Here is a 21406-nt window from a genome sequence, read left to right as displayed (position 1 = left end):
AGCATCTCCTTCGCGGCAGGACTGCAACCTAAGAAGATTGCTGCCTTCTTGGTTCCATCACATTAGTGTTCATGCCGATGAAGACCGCGACAAAAAGGCCCGAGCTTGGTGCCCGGGCCTTTTCTTGCTTTCTGCGATTTGGATCAGTTCATCGTCGGGGTGACGAATTCGGCGCCGTCCTTCACGCCGGCCAGCGCGCCCCAAGCCGAAGGCGAGGACGCGCTGACAGAAACCGTTCGGTCAGTTCATCGTCGGGATGACGAACTCGGCACCGTCCTTCACGCCGGACGGCCAGCGCGACGTTACCGTCTTGGTCTTGGTGTAGAAGCGGAACGCGTCCGGCCCGTGCTGGTTGAGGTCGCCGAAGGAGGACGCCTTCCAGCCGCCAAAGGTGTAGTAGGCGATCGGCACCGGGATCGGCACGTTGATCCCGACCATGCCGACCTGAACCCGCGAGGCGAAGTCGCGCGCCGCGTCGCCGTCGCGGGTGAAGATGGCGACGCCATTGCCCATCTCGTGCTCGTTGGCGAGCTTGATGGCGTTCTCGTAGGTCGGTGCGCGCACCACCGACAGCACCGGCCCGAAGATCTCTTCCTTGTAGATACGCATGTCGGCGGTCACGTTGTCGAACAGGCAGCCGCCCATATAGTAGCCGTTCTCGTAGCCCTGCATGGAGAAGCCGCGGCCGTCGACGACCAGCTTGGCGCCTTCCTTGACACCGGTGTCGACATAGGACTTGACCCGCTCCAGCGCCTGCGCCGTGACCAGCGGGCCGAAATCGGCGGAAGAATCCGTCGACGGACCGACCTTCAGGCTCTCGACGCGCGGCACCAGTCTTTCCATCAGCCGGTTGGCGGTGTCGTTGCCGACCGGGACGGCCACCGAGATCGCCATGCAGCGCTCGCCGGCCGAGCCGTAGCCGGCGCCGATCAGCGCGTCGACGGTCTGGTCCATGTCGGCATCCGGCATGATGATCATGTGATTCTTGGCACCGCCGAAGCACTGCACGCGCTTGCCGGCCGCGCAGCCGCGCGAATAGATGTACTGGGCGATCGGTGTCGAGCCGACGAAACCGATGGCCTTGATGTCAGCATCGTCGAGGATGGCGTCGACCACTTCCTTGTCGCCATTGACGACATTGAGGATGCCCGCCGGCAGACCGGCCTCGATAAACAGTTCGGCAATGCGCATCGGTACGCCCGGGTCGCGTTCGGACGGCTTGAGAATGAAGGCATTGCCGCAGGCGATGGCCGGCGCGATCTTCCACAGCGGGATCATCGCCGGAAAATTGAACGGCGTGATGCCGGCGACGACGCCGAGCGGCTGGCGCATCGAATAGACGTCGATGCCGGGGCCGGCGCCATCGGTGAACTCGCCCTTCATCATATGCGGCGCACCGATGCAGACCTCGACCACTTCGAGGCCGCGCTGGATGTCACCCTTGGCGTCGGCGATGGTCTTGCCGTGTTCGCGCGCCAATATCTCGGCCAGCGCGTCATACTCCTTGGCGACCAGCTCGAGGAACCGCATCAGGACGCGTACGCGCCGCTGCGGATTGGTCGCCGCCCAGCCGGGCTGTGCGGCCTTGGCGTTTTCGACCGCCGCACGCAATTCCGCCTGCGAAGCCAGCGCCACCGTGCCGCGCACCGTGCCGTCCATCGGCTGCATGACGTCCTGCTTGCGGCCGCTGGTTCCGGCGACGCGCTTGCCGCCGATGAAATGACCGTATTCGATCATGGTCTCTCTCCCTGGTTCGTGATGAGGCATTGTCCGCCTTTGCGGGAGCGATGGCAACGCGAGCGAAAACGCAACCGTTGTGCACAAAATAGATAGCGGTGGGTGTCTGTGCATCAAATAGCGCAAATGATAGAGATGTGCGGTGTACGCCATGGGATTGAGAAATTGAGTTTCTTCGCCGTCGAGCGCTGCCGTAATCGTCATTATCCGGACCACCCTCATGAACTGGGATGATGCCCGTATCTTCCTTGCCGTAGCGCGGGCCGGCCAGATCCTCGGCGCCGCCAGGCGGCTGGAGCTTAATCACGCGACCGTCTCGCGCCGCATTGCCGCCCTCGAGGCAGCGCTCAGGACAAAACTGTTTCGCCGGCTTACCACCGGCAGCGAGCTGACGCCGGCGGGCGAGCGTTTCCTCGAGATTGCCGAACGCATGGAGGGCGACATGATCGCCGCGCGCTCGACCGTTTCAGGCGAAGGCGACGACATCTCGGGCACCGTGCGCATCGGCGCGCCGGACGGCTTTGGCGTCGCGTTCCTGGCCAGGCGCCTCGGCGCGCTGACCGCTCTGCACCGTGAGCTCACCATCCAGCTGGTGCCGGTGCCACGCTCCTTCTCTTTGTCCCGGCGCGAGGCCGACATTGCCATCACCGTCGAACGACCGACGGAAGGCCGCCTGGTGGCGGGAAAGCTGGTCGACTACACGCTCGGCCTGTTCGCGTCGCGTGCCTACGCCGACACCCATGGCCTGCCCGGAACCGCCGCCGAGCTAGGCCAGCATACGCTGATCGGCTACGTGCCGGACCTGATCGTCAGTCCCTCGCTCGACTACGCGGCCGAATTCAGCCCCGACTGGCGGACCAGCTTCGCCATTTCCTCCGCGCTCGGCCAGGCCGAAGCGGTGCGTTCCGGCGCCGGCATCGGCATCCTGCACACCTTCGTTGCCCGCTCGATGCCGGAGCTGGTGCCTCTCGATATCGTCGCACCCATCCGCCGCGCCTACTGGCTGGTCTATCATGAATCGGTCAGGCCGCTGCGCCGCGTCCAGGTCGTCGCGAGCTTCATTACCAAGGCCGTCGAACGAGACAGGGGTTTGTTCGCGTGAGCCTGCCGGCCGCTGGCTGTCTTAGCTGGTGGGCGTCTTACTTGGCGTATCGTCCGGGCCCGAGATCGCCGACGTCGATGTCGGGCACCCGGCTGGAGATGATGTCGGCCAGAACTTTGGCCGAGCCGCAGGCCATGGTCCAGCCGAGTGTGCCATGGCCAGTGTTGAGATAGAGATTGGAGAAATCGGTGCGGCCGATCAGCGGCGGCCCGTCCGGTGTCATCGGCCGCAGCCCGCACCAGAAGGTCGCCGATCGCATATCGCCGCTGCCCGGAAACAGGTCGCCGACCGAATGTTCGAGCGTGCGGCGCCGCGATTCATGCAGCCGCAGGTCGAAGCCGGAAATCTCCGCCGTGCCGCCGACCCGGATACGGTCGCCGAGCCGGGTGATCGCTACTTTGTAGCTCTCGTCCATCACGGTCGAGACCGGTGCAGCGGCGGCGTCCTTGATCGGCAGGGTGATCGAATAGCCCTTGACCGGGTAGACCGGGATGGGCCGCTTCAGCATGCGCATGAACCGTGCCGAATAGCTGCCCATCGCCATCACATAGGCATCGGCGACCATCCAGCCCTTGCTGGTGCTGATGTTGGTGATGCGATCGCGCTTCTTGACGACGCGCCGTATCTCCGTGTCGTATTCGAAGGTGACGCCGCGTGCCGCGCAAAGCTCGGCAAGCCTGTCGGTGAACATCTTGCAGTCGCCGGTTTCGTCGCCGGGCAACCGCAGGCCACCGACGAATTTCTCGCGCACGCCGGCCAGCCCAGGCTCGGCCGCAATGCAGCCGTCGGGGTCGAGGACCTCGTAGGGGACGCCATAGGCCTTCAGCACCTCGACATCGCCGCCGAAGCCGTCGAGCTGCTTTTGCGTTCGGAAGAGCTGCAGCGTGCCCTTGGCGCGCTCGTCATAGGCGATGCCGGTCGCCTCGCGCAGCGCCTTCAGCGTGTCGCGGCTGTACTCGGCCAGCGGCACCATGCGCGCCTTGTTCAGCGCGTAGCGTTCAGCCGTGCAATTGCGCAGCATCTTGACCAGCCATATCCACATATGCGGATCGAGGGCCGGTCGCACCACCAGTGGACCGTGCTTCATCAAAAGCCATTTGATGGCCTTCAGCGGAACGCCGGGCCCGGCCCAGGGCGAGGCATAGCCGGGCGAGATCTCGCCGGCATTGGCAAAGCTGGTTTCCAGCGCCGGGCCTTTCTGGCGATCGATCACCGTCACCTGATGACCGGCCTCGGCAAGAAAATAGGCGGTGGTGACCCCGATCACGCCGCCGCCCAGCACGAAGATCTTCATCGTTTGGTTCTCCGCGGCGGCATCTCGTCGGGATTCGAGACCGGGATCATCGCCGCCTCATGTCTGCCGGATTCTGTGGCGTCAGCCAAGTGCCGATGCTTAGGGAAAAGACATGCGTGAGGACAACAACCTTGCGTCCTAGCCATTCACATAGCGCCGGTGGAAACGGTGGCCGAGGCTGGTCAAGACCTCATAGCCGATGGTGCCGGCCTGGCCGGCTACCTGGTCCACCGTCTGCGACGACGGTCCGATGAGTTCGACGAGGTCGCCGGCCTTCAGCCTGCCGGGCGGCAATGCGGAAATGTCGAGGATGATCGAATCCATCGAAACCCGGCCGACGAAGGGCAGCCGCACATTTTCGAGCCAGGCGGAGGAAGCGGCGCGTCGATGCCAGCCATCGCCATAGCCGAGCGAAATCGTCGCCGCGGCAAGCGGAGCCTTGGTGTGGAAAGTGTGGCCGTAGCCGACACCGGTGCCGGCCTCCAGCATCCGCGTCTGGATGACCTTGGCTTGCAATCGCACCACCGGCAGCATCGGATTGTCCTTCGCCGGCGTCGGATTGACACCATAGAGAGCGGCACCCGGACGAACGAGGTCGTAGTGATAGCGCTGCCCGAGAAAAATGCCTGATGAATTGGCAAGGGAAGCCGGCGCTTCCGGCAGCATCCGGCGCAGCCGTTCGAATTCCAGCCGCTGCCGCTCGTTGGCCGGCTGCTCGGGTTCGTCGGCGCAGGCGAGATGGCTCATCACGAAGGTCAGTTCGACACCGTCGAAAGCCTGCGGATCCTGCGCGACTGCCTTCACCTCGGATGGCGTCATGCCGAGCCGCGACATGCCGCTGTCGACCTGGAGGGCGGCCGGCAACTTACGGCCCACCCGCCCGGCCATCTCGCGCCATGCCGCGAGTTGGCTGGCGCTGTTGAGTACGGTGCAAAGCCCTGCCGCAACCGCGTCCCTTTCCGCACCCGGCGGAATGCCGTTCAGCACGTAGATGGCCGGGTCTGAGCCGAGCGCCTTGCGCAGCAAGATGCCGCCGGCCAAATGCGCAACAAAGAAAGTATTGCAGCCCTCACCCATCAGCGCCGCCGCCACCGGCGCCGCGCCAATCCCATAGCCGTCGGCCTTGACCACTCCAGTACAGCCGACGCCGCCCAGCCGCGCCTTCAGCCGCCGGTAGTTCTCACGGACGGCGCCGAGATCGATGGTCAGGATCGCCCCTGCCGCGGCTTCGCTGATCGGTTCGCCCAGGGTGACGGTCGGCGGAAGAGATTTGCTGGAGATGTCGTTCATGCCGACCTGTTTTAACGGAAGGCCGGCGGCTACGCCACCAGGTGCCGGAACGCCGCTACCACGTCTTCGTAGACCTTGCGCTTGAACGGCACGATCAGGCCCGGCAATTCCAGCATCGGCCGCCACGCCCACCGGTCGAACTCGGCCTTGTGGCCAGCCGGCGGCGGATTGATCTCGATCTCGCTTTCGTCGCCGTGGAAACGGAAGGCAAACCATTTCTGCGTCTGGCCGCGATATCGTCCCTTGAAGGCGACGCCGACCAGATGCGCCGGCAGGTCGTATTTGATCCAGTGCGGCGCCTCGGCCAGCAGCGACACCGAGCGCATGCCGGTCTCTTCGTAAAGTTCACGCGCCGCCGCGGGCAGCGGCTCCTCACCATCATCGATGCCGCCCTGCGGCATCTGCCAGAGCTGCGTCGTTCCAGCGAATTCGCTGTCCGGCTCGGCAATGCGACGGCCGACCCAGACCAGGCCGGCCTCATTGAGGACCATCACCCCTACGCAGGGCCGGTAGGGCAGCGTCTCGGGCTCAACGAGCTTGTTCTTTGTCATCTCAGCCTTTTTCCGGATCTATGGCCACCGCCGAAACCGGCACGATCTCGATGCCACGCTTCTTGGCCTCGGTCACCCAGGAAGACACCGTATCCACCGTCAGGTCGAAAGCCGAGCCGATGCCGACGGCAAAGCCTTTCGCCCGTGCCGTCGCTTCCAGCCCATCCAGTTTCTTCAATATGGCGCCGCGGTCCTGCACCGCATCGATCGCCGTATCGCCGCCGACGAACGGCACGCCGTCCTTCAGCGCCAGTTCGGGTGCCAGGCTGCGCGCCGACGAACCGTCGTCGACATAGGCCAGACCACGCTTGCCAAGCTCGGCCATCAACGGCCCCATCGCCGTCGCGTCGGCCGAAAAGCGGGCGCCCATATAGTTCATGACGCCGGTGTAGTTGGTCGTTCGCGACAGCGCCCAGCGTAAATTCTTCAAATTCTCGTCCGGCGTTGCAGCCACGGTCAGCGTGTTACGGCCGGGATTGACGTTCGGATAGTCGAACGGCTCAAGCGGTACCTGCATGATGACCTCATGGCCACTCTGCCGCGCCACCTGCATCCAGCGGCCGATGCTGTTGCCTTGCGGCGCGAAGGCCAGCGTCACTTCCGCCGGCAGCTTGGCGATGGCTGCCTGCGTGCCGGTCTGCGACACGGCAAGCCCGCCGATGACGAGCGCGACGCGTGCACCGCGAGCCCCGGACCACGGCCGCGCATAGACATCGAACGGGCGCCGGCCGTCGGCGGCGCGGATCGGCAGCGGACCGGTCTCGCCGGCCTCGACCAGCGCCTTGTCGGGAATATGCGCGATCCTGAGGTTCTGGCCGATCGTCGAAGGGTCGCGAATGACTATGGCCGCCTCGGGTGGAGCGTCGCCCCCCTCGGTCTGGACATGGATGATCTGCGGACCGCCCGTCTTCGGCCCGCTTATGTTGGCCCCGCTTGCGTTGCCTGGCGCAGCCATTTCGGGCGTCGCCTTGGCGGGCGCGGCGGCGGTATCCGCCGCCGGCGTCTTCGGCGTCGAAACGGCTACTTCTTGCAGCTTCCGGAACGGCTTGTCTCGCAAGGCGATCGCGCTGGAGACGCCGACCACGGACAGCACGACAAGCGCGGCCGCGACCGTACCGGCGCTGATCTGGCTGCCTGAGCGCGGCAGCCGAATCGCCTGTCCGAGAGGTCGTTCTATGTCCTTGCCGATATCAGCCAAGCCCGCACCCTCCGGCGTGCATCCCCGAAGTAAACCTTCTCCGGAGGCGCAAAATCCAAAATGTCGGCGCGTCCCCTTGCATCACTGGACGCGCGGCATGCCGGCCGCGGCCCCCGAATCAAACTGCCGGAGCCTCGCGGCCCCGGCAGCATCGCATCGCTTCGCTCAGGCAGCCAGACCTGTTTGGCCCGGCTTGCCTGCCCTTACTGGTTCAACACGGCCTTTTGCGGATTCGGCGGGAACGCCGGATCCGTCTTCTGGCCGCGCAGCAGCTGCTCGGCATAGATGAGCTGCAAATCGTCCTTCGGTTCCGGCGGCACATAGGCTGCCGAACCCGAACCGGTCGTGCTTTCGTCGGCGCCCTTGATATGGCCCTTGAGGTCAGATTCGCCGCGCGTCAGGTCCCTGCCCTGCAGTTCCGCCGGCAGCGGCTGGTCGACCTTGATGTCGGGCGTGATGCCCTTGCCCTGGATCGACTTGCCGGACGGCGTGTAATAGAGCGCCGTCGTCAGCCGCAGCGCCCCGTTCTCGCCAAGCGGGATGATGGTCTGCACCGAACCCTTGCCGAAGGATTGCGTGCCGACCACCGTGGCGCGGCGCAGATCCTGCAGCGCGCCGGCGACGATTTCCGAGGCACTGGCCGAGCCGCCATTGACGAGCACGATCAGCGGCTTGCCGCCGATGTCGTCGCCGGCCCGCGCGTCGAAGCGGGTGACGTCCTTCGGGTCGCGGCCGCGCGTCGAGACGATCTCGCCGCGGTCGAGGAAGGCATCGGACACGCTCACCGCCTGGTCGAGCAAACCGCCCGGATTGAGGCGCAGGTCGAGCACGTAGCCCTTGAGCTTGTCGTTCGGCACCTGCTTCTTGATGGTGTCGATGGCATTCTCGAGGTCGTCATAGGTTTTTTCGGTAAAGGAGGTGATCTTCATGTAGCCGATGTCGTTTTCGACCCGGAACTTGACCGCCTTGACCTTGATGATATCGCGCACGACGGTCAGTTCGATCGGCTTGTCGGCGCCCTGGCGCAAGATGGTGAGCTTGATCGGCGTATTGACCAGCCCGCGCATCTTCTCGACGGCGTCGTTGAGCGTCAGGCCGCGGACCTCCTCGCCGTCGATCTTGGCGATATAGTCGCCGGCGAGCACGCCTGCCTTGGCGGCCGGCGTATCGTCGATCGGCGTGATCACCTTGACTAGGTCGTTCTCCATGGTGACCTCGATGCCGAGGCCGCCGAATTCGCCCTTGGTCTGCACGCGCATGTCCTGCGCTTCTTCGGCATTCATGTAGGAGGAGTGCGGGTCGAGCGACGACAGCATGCCGTTGATGGCATTTTCAACCAGCGACTTGTCGTCGGGCGGCGTCACATAATTCGCCCGCACCCGTTCGAAGATATCGCCGAAGATCGCCAGTTGCTTATAGGTCTCGGAGCCCGCAGCTTTCGCTGTCGAGCCGGGCGCGCCATAGACCAGGCTCATCGCCGATGCACCCATCAGCGCACCGGCAAACAGAAGCGACAGTTTCCGCATCATTCACGTCCTTCCAGAAAAACGGTCCGCCCACCATGGGGCCGGATCGACGGGTTTTCCATCCTTGCGGAACTCGACATAGAGCTCCGGCGTGGCATTTCCATTCTTCGATGCCGAGGTGCTCGCCACCCGGGCCTCTCCCATCGCGCCGACCGGCTCACCTGCGAGCACCGACTGGCCAGACGCGACGCTGATTCTGCTCATCCCCGCCAGGACGACATGATAGCCGTCACCCGCATTCAGGATCAAGAGTTGACCGTAAGAGCGGAAAGGCCCCGCATAAAGCACATTTCCATCCGCCGGCGCTGTGACGATGGCTCCCGATTGTGTCGCAACCATGTCACCGAGCATCACCGCGCCGTTACCGTCGTTGGCCCCGAAGCGCCGCTTGATCCTGCCGGTGACCGGTAGCGCGATCTGCCCTTGAAGCGCGGAAAACGGCGCGGCAGCGGTGAGCCTGTTGCTCTCCGGCACCGGCAGCGAGGCCAATTCCGTCGGCGCCGCAGCCGATGCCGGGCCCTTGTCGGCGTCGGCCGTCTTTTGCTCGGCTGCCTTGGCCGCATCCGCCGCCTTGCGGGCTCTGTCGGCCTCGAGCGAGGCGATCAGTTCTTTCAGGCTGCCGGCCTTGGCCGCCAACGTCGCGGACCGCTGCTTTTCGGCGGCCAGCGCGGTTTGCGTATCGGCGGCGAGCTTCTGCTTGGCTTCGAGCAGCATGCCGAGCCGCTTTTTTTCCGCCGCCTGCTCGCCGACAGCTGCCGTCAGCCGCGCCCGCTCGGCCTCGATCGAGGCCGTCACCCGCGACTGCTCCTTGAGGTCGGCCAGCAACATGTCGGTCTGCTGGCGCAGTTCCGGCACCACGGCACCGAGCAGGATGGCGCTGCGCACCGACGACAATGCGTCCTCCGGCTTGACCAGGATCGCCGGCGGCGGATTGAGCCCCATGCGCTGCAGCGCGCCGAGCACTTCGGCCAGAACGTCGCGTCTGGCGGCCAGTGAGGCGCGGATCTTCTGCTCCTGCGCCTTCAGCCCTTCCAGCTTGCCGCCAATGTCCTCGATGTCCTGGCCGAGCTTCTGCTCGGTCATCGCCGACTGGATCAGCGCCGCGGTGATCGAGGCGTGGTCCTTCTTGACAGCCGCTATGTCGGCGGCGAGCTTGGCCAGCCGCTCGGACGACAGCGTGATCTCTTTCGATACTTTTTCGTATTCGGCGCGGCTCTGGTCCGGGTCGGGCGCCAGGTCGAGCGTGTTCTCGGCCCGCGCGACGCCGAGCGAAAGCGCGATCGTCGCCACGGCGATGCCGTAGCGCACGCGCCAGGAGCCCGTTCGTGATTTCCAGTCTTCAGACATTGAAGCCCAACTCTATGCGCGGCTTCGTTAACGAACCATCAACCATGTTCGAGCCCCGGCCGTCATCGACAAACCCCATGAGGCCAAACTGTCGATGAGCATTGGGGCAAAAATCCGGGCGGCTGGCATCAATTCGCCGACGGAGCCGACTTCATGAACGATGGTAGGGGTGACCGGAAAGGATCGTGGCCGCCCGGTAAAGCTGCTCGCCCAGCATCACGCGGACCAGCTGATGCGGCCAGGTCAGCGCGCCGAGCGACACCGTCAGATCAGCCAGGTCGCGCAGTGACTGGTCATGGCCGTCGGCGCCGCCAATGGCGATCACCAGCGCCTTGCGCCCGCCATCGCGCAGCGAACCTATGCGGCCGGCGAAATCCTCGGAGGAAAGGTTCTTGCCGCGCAAATCCAGCAGCATCAGCGCCGTGCCCGGTTGCAAGTGCGTCTGCAGCTTCTGGCCTTCCTCGCGCCGGCGCTCATTGGCCGTCTGCGCGCGACCTTCGGCAATCTCGACGATCCCGGCGAATTCGAGGCCTACGGCAGGACCGCTCCTGGCAAAACGCTCGAAATAGCGGTCGGCCAACTGCTTCTCGGGGCCGGCTTTCATTCGGCCCACGGCATGAACCGTAATCTTCATCCCTGCCTCGAAGAGCCGCTGATGCATGTCGGACAACGACATGCATCAAGACGAATACGGCTCAGTGGAGGGTCTCCTCCTCGAGATCGGGCGCCTGCCACATCTTTTCGAGATTGTAGAAGTCGCGGACCTCGGGACGGAAGACATGGACGATGATGTCGCCCGAATCGATCAGGACCCAGTCGGCGCCAGCCAGCCCCTCGACGCGCGCAGTGCCGAGCCCGGCATCCTTGAGCGCCTTAAGGAGATGATCGGCAACAGCCGAGACATGACGGTGCGATCGGCCAGACGCGACGACCATGTAGTCGCCGAGGCTCGATTTCCCCTGAATGTCGATTGAGACGATGTTTTCGGCCTTGGAGTCTTCCAGACTGGCAAGGACTGTCTTGATGGCGCGGGACACGGCGTCGTTTACGCTGATCCCGGCCGGCGAAGGCACGATGTCGGCCTTCTTCCGCAGTGCTGTTCTCAGTGTATTTCCTTTCGCAGCAAGAACAACCAAATCACCTCTGAAATCAGGTGACACTGCTTAGATAGGCAGAGTTAGGTTGCAGTTTCAAGACACCGCTCGCAAGCAGGCACCCGGCAGCGGCCGAATATCCGGCTTTTCGGGCCAGAAAATCGGAACCGCCTCGCCCCGCAGCGGTTATCGGCTCATCCACGAACCGGAATCCCGACATGCCGATCGATCCCCAGAACGCCCTCCTCACCGTGCAATCCGGCCTGGCGCAACTCAGCACGCTGATCGTCTCCTACTCGCTTTCGGCGGTCGGCGCCGTCATCCTGCTGGTCATCGGCTACATCGTCGCCGGCCTCGCCGAGCGTTCGATCTATGCCGGCCTCGGCCATATCAGCGGCTTCGACGAAACGCTCCGCCATTTCTTCTCGCAGGTCGTCCGCTACGCCATCCTGGGACTGGTCGTGATCATGGTTCTCGGCCAGTTCGGCGTGCAGACGGCTTCGATCATTGCCGCTATCGGTGCCGCCGGCCTGGCCATCGGCCTGGCGCTGCAAGGCACGCTGCAGAACATTGCCGCCGGCATCATGCTCCTGGCGCTGCGGCCGTTCCGCATCGGCGAATATGTCGAAGTCGGCGCGATATCCGGCACCGTCGAGGAGATCGGGCTGTTTGCCACAACGCTGAGGACGGTCGAAGGCGTCTACGTGCTTGCACCCAACTCGACCCTGTGGAACCAGCCGGTCCGCAACTTCACCCGCAACGGTGTGCGCCGCGGCGACATCACGCTCAGCATCGGCTCCTGGAACGACATCGATTTTGCGCAGAAGACCATGCTCGGTGTCGCCGCCGCCGACCGGCGCGTCAGGCGGCAGCCGGCGCCGATCGCCTTTGTCGCGACTGTCGGCGACAGCACCGTCGCCATCACCTTGCGCTACTGGACGGCGGCTGCCGATTTCTTCGCCGCCCAGATCGACCTCACCAAGAGCGTCAAGCAGGCATTCGATGCCGAAGGCCTTTCGGTCCCGGCGCCGGCACCGAAAGCGCCTCAGCCGGATGCCTCAGCCACGCGGCAATAGAGGATTTGAAACCAGCTGGAGGGTGTTCAAAGTCCTTCGCGCCGGCGCTGATCTTCAGGCGCGAAGGCGAGATCGACAGGCAACGGCGCCTGCGCCGTCATTGGCGCGAAACTGCCGGTCTCGGTGGCGGGCACCGGCCGCACCATGACGACGCGCCAGAGAACGAACAGGCAGTAGGCGGCGGCAATGACGATTGCCACATAGATGAAGGCCTGCGTGCCGTAGACGGCGGAAAGCCCGGTCACAATGCCGGGTACGACGAAGCCGGACAGCGACCAGGCAAACAAAAGCGAGCTCGACAGCGCCACCATGTCGTCCTTGCCGGCGCGGTCGCCGGCATGGGCGCTGGCCAGCGAGTAGATCGATTCCGAGGCGCCGTCCCAGACCACATAGATGACAAGCAGCGCCGCCAGCGCGCCGCCGTCGAAACCGAGGGCAAACAGGCCCGCCGCGGCGGCAAGCGCCGACGCCGCGATCAGCACAAAGCGCCGGTCGGTGCGGTCGGAAATCCAGCCGAGCGGAATCTGCAGGATCAGCGTGCCGGCCGGCATTGCCGAAAGCAGCAAGGCGACGTCGGCCTGGCTGTAGCCCTTGGTCGTGGCATGGATCGGCGCAAAACCCGAGATCGTCATCGACAGGCCGCCGACGGCAAGCATGCCGGCAACGCCGACCGGGGAGATCCGCCAGGCGCGGCCGAGCGCCACGGACGCCGCTTGCGGCGCCGGCGGCTGCGCAAGCCGCGTCAGCCCGACGGGAAGGATCGACAGCGCGGTGAAGGCGATGCCGATCAGCGGCGCATCGGCCGCGCGGATATCGATCAACGCCAGCGTCGAATAACCGACGCCGAGCCCGGCGACATAGGCAACGTAGAAGATAGCCATGACCCGGCCGCGGATGGCGTTGGCGACGACATCGTTCAGCCAGCTCTGCGCGACAATGAACAGGCCGCATATGGCAAAGCCGTAGAGCGCCCGTGCAGCGATCCATGGCAATGGGTGCGGCCCGGCGCCGACCGCGGCGTTGGACAGCACGATCAGCGCCGACAGCACCATGAATACGCGGGCATGGCCGACACGCCGCACCAGCGGCCCGGTCAGGATGCAGCCGGCGAGGCCGCCAGCCGAAAGGCCGGTGACGATCAGCCCCGCCCATGTCGGATCGAAGCCCTCGGCGCCGAGCCGGACTGGGATGTAGGCGAACATCAGCCCATTGCCGACGGCGATCAGCGCCATCGACAACAGGATGCTGGCAATGGCGATCGACGGCGCCGGCTGCCCTAGACCGTTCTTGTCCTGGTCGCGCTCGAGAATCGTCATGACCGAGGATCGCCCATCAAGCAGGTCAAGGCAGCGGCAAAAGCGACATCACCGGACTTGCCTTCTCCCCTTCTTGTGGGAGAAGGTGGGATTGCCGCGTAGCGCCGAGACGGATGAGGGGTGCTGGAAGAAATGCAGCGTAAAAAGACCGAGGGATTTTAAGTGCTTAGTTCTTCAAGCTAGCGATCATTCCAGCACCCCTCATCCGACCGAGCTTCGCTCGGCCACCTTGTCCCACAGGGGGGAGAAGGAGACTCCTATCCCTTTGCCACCTTGCGGATCGCGCTCGACGACAGCGACGAACGCGGGCCGTGGATGAAGGTCCAGGCCGGCGCCGTCATGCGGGCGAGCCGCGGTGCGTCGCCTTCGTCGACGCGGGCATAGTCGAACGTCTTGGCGACCACTGACGACAGGAACGACAGCGTCGCGCCTGGCCGGTCGACCACCGCGATCGGGAACGTCATCACGATGCGGCGCCAGCGCTGCCAGCGGTGGAAGTCGCGAAGCGAGTCGGCGCCCATGATCCAGACAAAATCGACGCCCGGGTTACGCGCCTTGACCAGCGCCAGCGTGTCGGCGGTGAAGCGGACGCGGTGGGCCGCCTCGAATGCAGTGACCTTGATCTTCGGGTTCTTGGCGATCTTTTCGGATAGCTGCAGCCGCTCGGCCAGCGGCGCCAGGTCTCCGGCATTCTTGAGCGGATTGCCGGGCGTCACCATCCACCACAGCTGATCGAGCGCAAGGCGTCTGAGTGCGATCTCGGCGACCAGCGCATGGCCGGCATGCGGCGGGTTGAACGAACCGCCGAACAGCCCGACCGCCACGCCTTTCCCGGCATGCGGCATGTGCAGATAGTGGGAGGATACGGATTCCTTACCCTCCCCCTTGTGGGGAGGGTCGATCCGCGAAGCGGAGCGGGGTGGGGGTGTTGCAGAGTTCAGCGTCGCACCCCCACCCGGCTCGCGATGCTCGCCACCCTCCCCACAAGGGGGAGGGTAAGACCGGCGCTCAAGGCCTCACCTGTCCCGACCCGCGTACGCGGTATTTGAACGAGGTCAGTTGCTCGACGCCGACCGGCCCGCGTGCATGCATCTTGCCTGTGGCGATGCCGATCTCGGCGCCCATGCCGAACTCGCCGCCATCGGCAAACTGGGTCGAGGCGTTGTGCAGAAGGATCGCCGAATCGACCTCGTTGAAGAACCGGTCGACCGCTGTGGCGTCCTCGGCGATGATCGCCTCGGTGTGATGCGAGGAAAACGTCTCGATATGCTCGATGGCGCCGGCGACGCCGTCGACCAGCTTCACCGCAATGATCGCGTCCAGATACTCGGTCACCCAGTCTGCATCGGTCGCGGGCTGGGCATCGGCATAAAGCCTCAGCGCCTCGGCATCGGCATGGATCTCGCAGCCTGCCGCCCGCAAGGCCTCGAGGATCGGCACCAGATGCGTGCCGGCGGCGGCACGGTCGACCAGCAGCGTCTCGGCAGCACCGCACACCCCGGTGCGCCGCATCTTGGCATTGACCGCGATCTTGACCGCCACGTCGAGATCGGCCGATCGGTCGATATAGAGATGGCAGATGCCCTCGAGATGCGCGAAGACCGGCACCCGCGCCTCGCTCTGCACACGCTCGACCAGGCTGCGGCCGCCGCGCGGAATGATGACCTCGAGATTGCCTGAAAGCCCTTTCAGCATTTCGCCGACGGCGGCGCGATCGGTAGTCGGCACCAGCTGGATGGCATCCTCCGGCAGCCCGGCTGCCTTCAGCCCCTCGACCAGGCAGGCATGGATAGCGGCGGAAGAGTTGAGCGAATCCGAGCCGCCGCGAAGGATTACTGGATTGCCCGCCTTGAGGCACAGCGCGCCGGCATCCGCGGTAACGTTCGGCCGGCTCTCGTAAATGACGCCGACGACGCCGAGCGGCGTGCGCACCCGTTCGATATGCAACCCGTTCGGCCGGTCCCATGCGGCAATGACATCGCCGACCGGATCGCGAAACCCGGCGATCTCGCTGATACCGTCTGCCATGGCGCGGATGCGGGCGGGATCGAGCTTCAGCCGATCCATCGACGCTGCCGATAGGCCAGCCTCCCTGCCATTTCTGATGTCGATGGCATTGGCGTCGAGGATGTCCTGCTCATGCCGAAGGATCGTCTGAGCCATGCCGATCAGCGCCGCGTGCTTGCGCTCGGCCGCAGCGGTGGCCAGCGGGCGGGCCGCGGCACGCGCGCGGCGGCCGATATCGGCCATCAGCGCCACGGTATCATCCCGGGATTTTTCATGCAGCGTCAGCATGGCTCATCCTCCGCTATGTAACCTGGTCACCGACTACTTGCTCGCCACCGGCATGGCTCACCACAAGGTCATCGCGGTGGATCATCGCCGAACGCGCCTCGTAGCCGAGCACGGTTTCGATCTCGGTCGTCTTCAGGCCAGCGATCCTTACGGCATCGGCGGCATCATAGGCAACCAGCCCGCGCGCGATCTCGCGTCCCTCGGGCGACAGGATCGCCACCGTGTCGCCACGCGCAAAATTGCCGCTGACCAGTTTGACGCCGGCCGGCAGCAGCGACTTGCCGGAGAGCAGCGCGCCGATGGCGCCGGCATCGACGGTCAGCCGGCCGGCCGGTTCGAGCTGCCCGGCGATCCAGGTCTTGTAGCCCTTGACCGGATTGGCGCTCGGCCGGAAGAAGGTGGCGCGCTCGCCGCGCTCGATTGCCAGCAACGGCGACAGCCGCGTGCCTGATGTGATGATCATGGCGGTGCCGGCGGCGGTCGCGATCTTGCCGGCGTCGAGCTTGGTGCGCATGCCGCCGCGCGACAATTCCGAAGCAGCGGCACCCGCCATCGCCTCGATGTCAGGGGTGATGCGGTCGACGACCGGAATGAACCGGGCTTGCGGGTCGCGCGCCGGCGGCGCCGTGTAGAGCCCGTCAATGTCGGAAAGCAGCACCAAAAGATCGGCGCCCATCATGGTGGCGACACGCGCCGCCAGGCGGTCGTTGTCGCCATAGCGGATTTCCGAGGTGGCCACCGTATCGTTCTCGTTGATGACCGGCACCGCCTTCATTTTGAGCAGTGTCGAGATCGTCGCCCGCGCGTTGAGATAGCGGCGGCGCTCTTCGGTATCGCCGAGCGTCAGCAGGATCTGGCCCGATTTCAAGCCATTCTTGCCGAGCGCATCCGACCAGGCGCCGGCCAGCGCGATTTGCCCGACGGCGGCCGCCGCCTGACTCTCCTCGAGCTTCAGCGTCCGCTTGCCGAGGCCGAGAATGGTGCGGCCAAGTGCAATCGCGCCCGAAGACACGACGAGAATTTCGGCGCCGCCATTGGCCAGCACGGCGATGTCGTCGGCAAGCGAGGCCAGCCAGTCGCGCTTCAGGCCCGTCGTGCGGTCGACAAGCAGCGCCGAGCCGATCTTGACGGCAATGCGCCGATAATTTTTCAGCGATTGCGCGGCCATGGCTATGCGTTCCAGCGCGTCTCGACCGGCGCGGCGACGGCTTCGCGTGCCTCCGCCACCACCCCCATCAGCGCGCGCAGCACCGCCTCGACGCCCTCGCCGGTGACGGCGGAAAGCAGCATCGGCGCGCGGCCGGCGGCGCGTTTCAGCGAGGCGGCTTTCGCCTTGCGCGCGGCGGCATCGAGTATGTCGACCTGGGAAAGCGCGACGATCTCGACCTTGTCGGTCAACCCGTTTCCATAGGCGCCGAGTTCGGCGCGCACGGTCTTGTAGGCCTTGCCCGGATTTTCTTCCTGCGCCGAGACGAGGTGCAGAAGGACGCGCGTGCGCTCGACATGGCCAAGGAAGCGGTCGCCGATGCCGACACCTTCATGCGCGCCTTCGATCAGGCCCGGAATATCGGCAATGACGAATTCGCGACCGTCGATGCGGGCCACGCCAAGGCCCGGATGCAGCGTGGTGAAGGGATAGTCGGCGATCTTCGGCTTGGCCGCGGTGACCGCCGCCAGGAAGGTCGACTTGCCGGCGTTGGGCAGCCCGACCAGGCCGGCATCGGCGATCAGCTTCAGCCTGAGCCAGATGTTGAGCTCTTCGCCCGGCAGTCCGGGATTGGCGCGGCGCGGCGCCTGGTTGGTCGAGGTCTTGAAATGCTGGTTGCCGAAACCGCCATTGCCGCCCTTGGCCAACAGAAAGCGCTGGCCGACGACCGTCAGATCGCAGATCAGCGTCTCATTGTCCTCGGCAAAGACCTGTGTTCCGGCCGGCACTTTCAGCGTCACGTCGGCACCCTTGGCGCCGGTCATATTGCGGCCCATGCCGTGCGTCCCGGTCTTGGCCTTGAAATGCTGCTGGTAGCGATAGTCGATCAGCGTGTTCAGCCCATCGACCGCCTCGACCCAGACATCGCCGCCGCGACCGCCGTCGCCGCCGTCCGGGCCGCCGAACTCGATGAACTTTTCGCGCCGGAACGACACCGAACCGGCGCCGCCGTCGCCGGAGCGGATGTAGACCTTGGCTTGATCGAGAAATTTCATCGGATTGTATGGTTTCTGTTATTGGCTTTGCGGGATTGCTCTAAACCAAGGCGGGTCGAAGGGCGAGGGCCGTTTTTGCTACTGTAACGTCGCGCGTATCTCTGGACGCGTAGCATTTGGTTGACCCCTTGCCGAAAATCGATCTTCGGCTTTCCAAGCGCGAGATGTCGGAATGAAGCTGGTAACTTACAATATCCACTACGGCGTCGGTCTCGACGCCCGGTACGATGTCGGCCGTATCGCCGATGCCGTGCGCGGCGCCGACGTGATCGCGCTGCAGGAGGTCACCCGCGCCAACCCGAAGAATGGCGGCCGCGACATGGTGGCCGACCTCGGCGAGGCGCTGCCCGACTATTTTGCCGTCTACGGCAGCAATTTCGAAGCCGACGCCGGCTCGCGCCTGGAGAACGGCCGCGCCATCACGACCACCTTCCAGCTCGGCAACATGGTGCTGTCGAGGACGCCGATCCATCTGTCGCGCAATCTCCTTTTGCCGCGCAGCCGCAGTGTCGAGGCGATGAACTTCCAGCGCGGCGCGCTGGAGGCGCTGGTCGAAACGCCGCTTGGTCCGATCCGCTTCAATTCCACCCATCTCGACCATCGCAGCCCGCTTGAACGCCTGAGCCAGATCCGCTTTCTGCGCCAGCGTCTGTTGAAATACCCGCTCGAGGGCGGCGGGCTCTCCGGCGTCGCCGAGATCGGCTTGCCGGAGCTGCCTTCTCCCGAAACCTTCGTCGTCATGGGCGACTTCAACATGCTGGCCGGATCGCCGGAACATGTCGAACTCGCCGGCCAGCCTGACCACGAATTCGGCATGCCGGTGACCGCCGACCTCGCCATCGATGCCGCTGCACGCCTCGGCGCTGCCGGCGCCGATCTCGTCACCTGGGTCGACTCCAAGCGGCCGGGCGATACCAGCCGCTACAAGCGCATCGACTATATCTTCACCAGCGCCTCGCTTGCCAAATCGCTGAGGCGCCTGTGGGTCGACCGGCAAGCGGCCGGTTCGGATCACTTGCCGGTCTGGCTCGAGATGACGTGAGCCGCATCCATCAAAAATGCACCCAGTTCCGCAGGCTGGTCCAGGTCTTGCGATCGAGACGGTAGCGCTCGACCGGCACCTGACCGGCAACGATCGAGTTCAGCATGCCCTGGCCGGCATACTGGAAGCCGCATTTGTGGATGACCCGGCGCGAGGCCGGATTGATAACCCGCGTCGAGGCGTGCAGCACCTGGATCGTGGTTCTCTGGAAGGCAAGGTCGACCAGTGCGTGCGCTGCCTCCGTCGCGTAGCCGCGTTTCCAGTACGGCTCGCCGATCCAGTAGCCGAGCTCCAGCCCACGATCCGTGGTGTTGAGCCCGGCACAGCCGACGAAGGTCTCGGTGCCGGCCAGCGTCAACGCATAGGCGATTCCGGCCCGGCGCGATGCAGTCATGGCCAGGAAAGCGCGTGCCTCCGCCTCGCCATAGGGATGCGGCATGCGAGCCAGCATTTCCGCGACATGGCGGTTGTCGGCGAGCGCCACCAATTGCTCGATGTCGCTCTCACGCGGGGGCCGCATGACTAGCCGCTCGGTGATCAGGACCGGGCAATCTATCGCGTAACTTTCGTCGTCTGTCGCTTCCGCTTCGGCAACCATATCAACGTCCTCCAGGCACAAGAAAAAGGGGAGATGGAAACCCATCTCCCCTGATCCATTTCCTGGCTTGGCCAGACACCGGTTCCCGAGATGGGTGCCGGTGTTCTCGTGCGGAACCGGCTACTCCGCTGCCTTCGTCATCGGGTTCACCGATACGTAGGTTCGGCCATTGGCTTTTTTGTTGAAGGTGACTGCGCCAGCTTCGAGCGCAAACAGCGTGTGGTCCGTGCCAATGCCGACATTGGTGCCGGGATGCCACGTCGTGCCACGCTGACGAATGATGATGTTGCCCGGAATCACGGCTTCGCCGCCGAACTTCTTCACGCCGAGCCGCTTGGAATGGGAGTCGCGACCATTGCGCGACGATCCGCCAGCTTTCTTGTGTGCCATCTAACTACTCCGATGCGCCGCGAGGCGCCTAAACGATCTTATGAACGCGTTCGCGTTCCGTTTCAAGTCCGATCCGGCGACGATTGCGCCGGTTCGTTCTACTTCTTCGCCAATTCCTTGGCCTGCTCGCGCCAGTCCTTGATCTGGTCGGCGCTGAACGGCATGTGCTCGTCGATCTTGGCGACGTCCTTGTCGGACAGCTTGGCGATCTGGGCAAAGGTGGTGATGCCCTGTTCGTTGAGCTGGCCGGCGGCGACCGGGCCGATGCCCTTGATCACGGTCAGGTCGTCCGGCTCGCCTTTCGGCGCCTTGAACAACGGCGCGGCGGCTTCGGCAGCCTTGTCCTCGGTCGTCTCGGCTTTGGCTTCCTTCTTCGGCGCAGCCTCTGCCTTCGCTGCTGCCTTCGGCGCGGCTTCAGCCTTCGCCTCGGTCTTGGCTGCAACTTCAGCCTTCGCTTCGGTCTTGGCGGCGGCCTTCTTCGCCGGCTTGGCGCCACCCAGCAGGATTTCAGCAATCCTGACGGTGGTCAAAAGCTGGCGATGGCCGATCTTGCGGCGCGAATTCTGCCGGCGGCGCTTCTTGAAGGCGATGACGGTGCAGTTCTTGCCTTGCTCGACGACTTCGGCGGTGACCATCGCACCATCCACGAACGGTGCGCCGAACGTGACGTTTTCGCCCTCGCCATGCGCGAGCACACTACCGATCTCGACGATGTCGCCGACATTGGCTTCGAGTTTTTCGATCTTCAGGAGATCGTTGGCGGCAACGCGATACTGCTTGCCGCCCGTTTTGATGACTGCGAACATTTTTTGCCTTTCGCTGTTCGGTCGGCCTTGATGAACCGCTTCAGGCGGTTCGGCCGTCTTTTTGTCAGTCTGCGGGTTCAAAAAACAAGCGGCGCGGAAGATCCCTCCACGCCGATTGCGCGCTGTCCCTAACCGAAGGTTCGGCTTGAGTCAAGGCAAGCGCCGCGGGCAAGCTGCAAACGGGTTGAGCCCAGTCCTTGCAAATATCGAGCAGCGGCTACCGGAGCCTCGAAGGAAGCACGGACAGAAGCTGCGGCGCCGGGGGCAGATTGGCCCTTGTAACCTGCCTGTCCAGCCGTTATCTAGTGCGCCGCGCCGGCAACGGCGGACCATGACCGCGGAGAGGTGGCAGAGTGGTCGAATGCACCGCACTCGAAATGCGGCATGGGTGCAAGCCCATCGGGGGTTCGAATCCCTCCCTCTCCGCCAGTGATCCTAATGTCCAACCCGGAGACATGGGTAACAGATTGTACTTAAGACATGGGTGACAACCTCGTGCCGAACGGGTTGTCGATGGTCTGCAAGGTCCTCTGTTCCAAGTC

The 21406-nt window shown here is 64.7% G+C and carries 19 protein-coding genes, 1 tRNA gene and 1 pseudogene; 4 read left to right on the top strand and 17 right to left on the bottom strand.

Translation table 11 applies throughout. The annotated features are described in order from the left end of the window. Positions 1-240: 240 nt before the first annotated feature. Positions 241-1737: a CoA-acylating methylmalonate-semialdehyde dehydrogenase gene (locus tag NKH30_RS07435; protein ID WP_352613323.1), complete on the bottom strand. Its 1497-nt coding sequence runs from the start codon at positions 1735-1737 to the stop codon at positions 241-243. Positions 1738-1957: 220 nt separating this feature from the next. Between NKH30_RS07435 and NKH30_RS07430 the strand changes: the two genes are divergently transcribed. Then, positions 1958-2839, top strand: a complete 882-nt coding sequence (locus NKH30_RS07430; protein WP_352613322.1) for a LysR family transcriptional regulator — start codon at positions 1958-1960, stop codon at positions 2837-2839. Between the two features lie 37 nt (positions 2840-2876). Here the strand turns inward: NKH30_RS07430 and NKH30_RS07425 are convergent. From NKH30_RS07425 to rsfS, 8 genes and pseudogenes are all read right to left on the bottom strand, one after another. Beyond that, positions 2877-4154, bottom strand: a pseudogene (locus NKH30_RS07425) (D-amino acid dehydrogenase); the annotation flags it as partial. Between the two features lie 117 nt (positions 4155-4271). Further along, positions 4272-5423 carry an alanine racemase gene (gene alr / locus NKH30_RS07420; protein ID WP_352994766.1) on the bottom strand — a complete coding sequence of 384 codons (1152 nt, stop codon included), beginning with the start codon at positions 5421-5423 and terminating at the stop codon, positions 4272-4274. A 29-nt stretch (positions 5424-5452) separates the two neighbouring features. Continuing rightward, positions 5453-5974: an RNA pyrophosphohydrolase gene (locus NKH30_RS07415; protein WP_352994763.1), complete on the bottom strand. Its 522-nt coding sequence runs from the start codon at positions 5972-5974 to the stop codon at positions 5453-5455. Position 5975: 1 nt separating this feature from the next. Then, the gene (locus NKH30_RS07410; RefSeq protein ID WP_352994760.1) at positions 5976-7172 is read right to left on the bottom strand and encodes a divergent polysaccharide deacetylase family protein; all 1197 of its coding nucleotides are present in this window, start codon (positions 7170-7172) and stop codon (positions 5976-5978) included. A 203-nt stretch (positions 7173-7375) separates the two neighbouring features. Then, positions 7376-8701: a S41 family peptidase gene (locus NKH30_RS07405; RefSeq protein ID WP_023678065.1), complete on the bottom strand. Its 1326-nt coding sequence runs from the start codon at positions 8699-8701 to the stop codon at positions 7376-7378. After that, a complete protein-coding gene (locus tag NKH30_RS07400; protein ID WP_352450875.1) occupies positions 8702-10045 on the bottom strand; it encodes a murein hydrolase activator EnvC family protein in 1344 nt (447 codons plus the stop codon). 151 nt (positions 10046-10196) lie between these two features. Then, positions 10197-10679 carry a 23S rRNA (pseudouridine(1915)-N(3))-methyltransferase RlmH gene (gene rlmH, locus NKH30_RS07395; protein WP_352768432.1) on the bottom strand — a complete coding sequence of 161 codons (483 nt, stop codon included), beginning with the start codon at positions 10677-10679 and terminating at the stop codon, positions 10197-10199. A gap of 61 nt (positions 10680-10740) precedes the next feature. Then, positions 10741-11118 carry a ribosome silencing factor gene (gene rsfS / locus NKH30_RS07390; RefSeq protein WP_023678068.1) on the bottom strand — a complete coding sequence of 126 codons (378 nt, stop codon included), beginning with the start codon at positions 11116-11118 and terminating at the stop codon, positions 10741-10743. A gap of 239 nt (positions 11119-11357) precedes the next feature. Between rsfS and NKH30_RS07385 the strand changes: the two genes are divergently transcribed. Continuing rightward, the gene (locus NKH30_RS07385; RefSeq protein ID WP_352745856.1) at positions 11358-12215 is read left to right on the top strand and encodes a mechanosensitive ion channel family protein; all 858 of its coding nucleotides are present in this window, start codon (positions 11358-11360) and stop codon (positions 12213-12215) included. A gap of 26 nt (positions 12216-12241) precedes the next feature. Here NKH30_RS07385 and NKH30_RS07380 read toward each other — a convergent pair whose 3' ends face one another. The 5 genes from NKH30_RS07380 to obgE all read right to left on the bottom strand — a co-directional run bounded on the left by NKH30_RS07380 (position 12242) and on the right by obgE (position 18028). Then, positions 12242-13531: an MFS transporter gene (locus NKH30_RS07380; protein ID WP_352751255.1), complete on the bottom strand. Its 1290-nt coding sequence runs from the start codon at positions 13529-13531 to the stop codon at positions 12242-12244. A 257-nt stretch (positions 13532-13788) separates the two neighbouring features. Beyond that, the gene (locus tag NKH30_RS07375) at positions 13789-14376 is read right to left on the bottom strand and encodes a nicotinate-nucleotide adenylyltransferase (protein ID WP_031212055.1); all 588 of its coding nucleotides are present in this window, start codon (positions 14374-14376) and stop codon (positions 13789-13791) included. Between the two features lie 163 nt (positions 14377-14539). Continuing rightward, positions 14540-15826 (bottom strand): glutamate-5-semialdehyde dehydrogenase, encoded by a 1287-nt coding sequence (locus NKH30_RS07370; RefSeq protein ID WP_352768436.1) that lies wholly within the window; start codon positions 15824-15826, stop codon positions 14540-14542. A 13-nt stretch (positions 15827-15839) separates the two neighbouring features. Then, positions 15840-16994 (bottom strand): glutamate 5-kinase, encoded by a 1155-nt coding sequence (proB, locus tag NKH30_RS07365; protein ID WP_352994756.1) that lies wholly within the window; start codon positions 16992-16994, stop codon positions 15840-15842. A gap of 2 nt (positions 16995-16996) precedes the next feature. Further along, positions 16997-18028: a GTPase ObgE gene (obgE, locus tag NKH30_RS07360; RefSeq protein WP_352504902.1), complete on the bottom strand. Its 1032-nt coding sequence runs from the start codon at positions 18026-18028 to the stop codon at positions 16997-16999. Between the two features lie 172 nt (positions 18029-18200). Here obgE and NKH30_RS07355 point away from each other — a divergent pair, with 172 nt between their 5' ends. Further along, positions 18201-19070 (top strand): endonuclease/exonuclease/phosphatase family protein, encoded by an 870-nt coding sequence (locus NKH30_RS07355; protein WP_352994753.1) that lies wholly within the window; start codon positions 18201-18203, stop codon positions 19068-19070. Positions 19071-19080: 10 nt separating this feature from the next. Here the strand turns inward: NKH30_RS07355 and NKH30_RS07350 are convergent, their stop codons facing one another. From NKH30_RS07350 to NKH30_RS07340, 3 genes are all read right to left on the bottom strand, one after another. Beyond that, the gene (locus tag NKH30_RS07350; protein ID WP_352613307.1) at positions 19081-19668 is read right to left on the bottom strand and encodes a GNAT family N-acetyltransferase; all 588 of its coding nucleotides are present in this window, start codon (positions 19666-19668) and stop codon (positions 19081-19083) included. 120 nt (positions 19669-19788) lie between these two features. Next, on the bottom strand, positions 19789-20058 hold the full coding sequence (gene rpmA / locus NKH30_RS07345) for a 50S ribosomal protein L27 (RefSeq protein WP_023678077.1): 270 nt from the start codon (positions 20056-20058) through the stop codon (positions 19789-19791). 98 nt (positions 20059-20156) lie between these two features. Next, on the bottom strand, positions 20157-20864 hold the full coding sequence (locus tag NKH30_RS07340) for a 50S ribosomal protein L21 (protein ID WP_352994751.1): 708 nt from the start codon (positions 20862-20864) through the stop codon (positions 20157-20159). A gap of 339 nt (positions 20865-21203) precedes the next feature. Between NKH30_RS07340 and NKH30_RS07335 the strand changes: the two genes are divergently transcribed. Then, positions 21204-21293 (top strand) — tRNA-Ser (locus NKH30_RS07335). Positions 21294-21406 lie beyond the last annotated feature (113 nt).

Origin of the sequence: Mesorhizobium sp. M1273 (assembly GCF_040318195.1) — a bacterium.
Lineage (GTDB): Bacteria > Pseudomonadota > Alphaproteobacteria > Rhizobiales > Rhizobiaceae > Mesorhizobium.
Note: the sequence above shows the minus strand (reverse complement) of the source record. Positions and strands in the feature narration are given on the sequence as shown.

What these genes read in the sequence shown, in the direction of transcription:
- NKH30_RS07435 (WP_352613323.1), bottom strand. Translation starts at nt 1,737, where the DNA reads ATGATCGAATACGGTCATTTCATCGGCGGCAAGCGCGTCGCCGGAACC.
- NKH30_RS07430 (WP_352613322.1), top strand. Translation starts at nt 1,958, where the DNA reads ATGAACTGGGATGATGCCCGTATCTTCCTTGCCGTAGCGCGGGCCGGC.
- alr (WP_352994766.1), bottom strand. Translation starts at nt 5,423, where the DNA reads ATGAACGACATCTCCAGCAAATCTCTTCCGCCGACCGTCACCCTGGGC.
- NKH30_RS07415 (WP_352994763.1), bottom strand. Translation starts at nt 5,974, where the DNA reads ATGACAAAGAACAAGCTCGTTGAGCCCGAGACGCTGCCCTACCGGCCC.
- NKH30_RS07405 (WP_023678065.1), bottom strand. Translation starts at nt 8,701, where the DNA reads ATGATGCGGAAACTGTCGCTTCTGTTTGCCGGTGCGCTGATGGGTGCA.
- NKH30_RS07400 (WP_352450875.1), bottom strand. Translation starts at nt 10,045, where the DNA reads ATGTCTGAAGACTGGAAATCACGAACGGGCTCCTGGCGCGTGCGCTAC.
- rlmH (WP_352768432.1), bottom strand. Translation starts at nt 10,679, where the DNA reads ATGAAGATTACGGTTCATGCCGTGGGCCGAATGAAAGCCGGCCCCGAG.
- NKH30_RS07385 (WP_352745856.1), top strand. Translation starts at nt 11,358, where the DNA reads ATGCCGATCGATCCCCAGAACGCCCTCCTCACCGTGCAATCCGGCCTG.
- NKH30_RS07380 (WP_352751255.1), bottom strand. Translation starts at nt 13,531, where the DNA reads ATGACGATTCTCGAGCGCGACCAGGACAAGAACGGTCTAGGGCAGCCG.
- NKH30_RS07375 (WP_031212055.1), bottom strand. Translation starts at nt 14,376, where the DNA reads ATGCCGCATGCCGGGAAAGGCGTGGCGGTCGGGCTGTTCGGCGGTTCG.
- NKH30_RS07370 (WP_352768436.1), bottom strand. Translation starts at nt 15,826, where the DNA reads ATGCTGACGCTGCATGAAAAATCCCGGGATGATACCGTGGCGCTGATG.
- proB (WP_352994756.1), bottom strand. Translation starts at nt 16,994, where the DNA reads ATGGCCGCGCAATCGCTGAAAAATTATCGGCGCATTGCCGTCAAGATC.
- obgE (WP_352504902.1), bottom strand. Translation starts at nt 18,028, where the DNA reads ATGAAATTTCTCGATCAAGCCAAGGTCTACATCCGCTCCGGCGACGGC.
- NKH30_RS07355 (WP_352994753.1), top strand. Translation starts at nt 18,201, where the DNA reads ATGAAGCTGGTAACTTACAATATCCACTACGGCGTCGGTCTCGACGCC.
- NKH30_RS07350 (WP_352613307.1), bottom strand. Translation starts at nt 19,668, where the DNA reads ATGGTTGCCGAAGCGGAAGCGACAGACGACGAAAGTTACGCGATAGAT.
- rpmA (WP_023678077.1), bottom strand. Translation starts at nt 20,058, where the DNA reads ATGGCACACAAGAAAGCTGGCGGATCGTCGCGCAATGGTCGCGACTCC.
- NKH30_RS07340 (WP_352994751.1), bottom strand. Translation starts at nt 20,864, where the DNA reads ATGTTCGCAGTCATCAAAACGGGCGGCAAGCAGTATCGCGTTGCCGCC.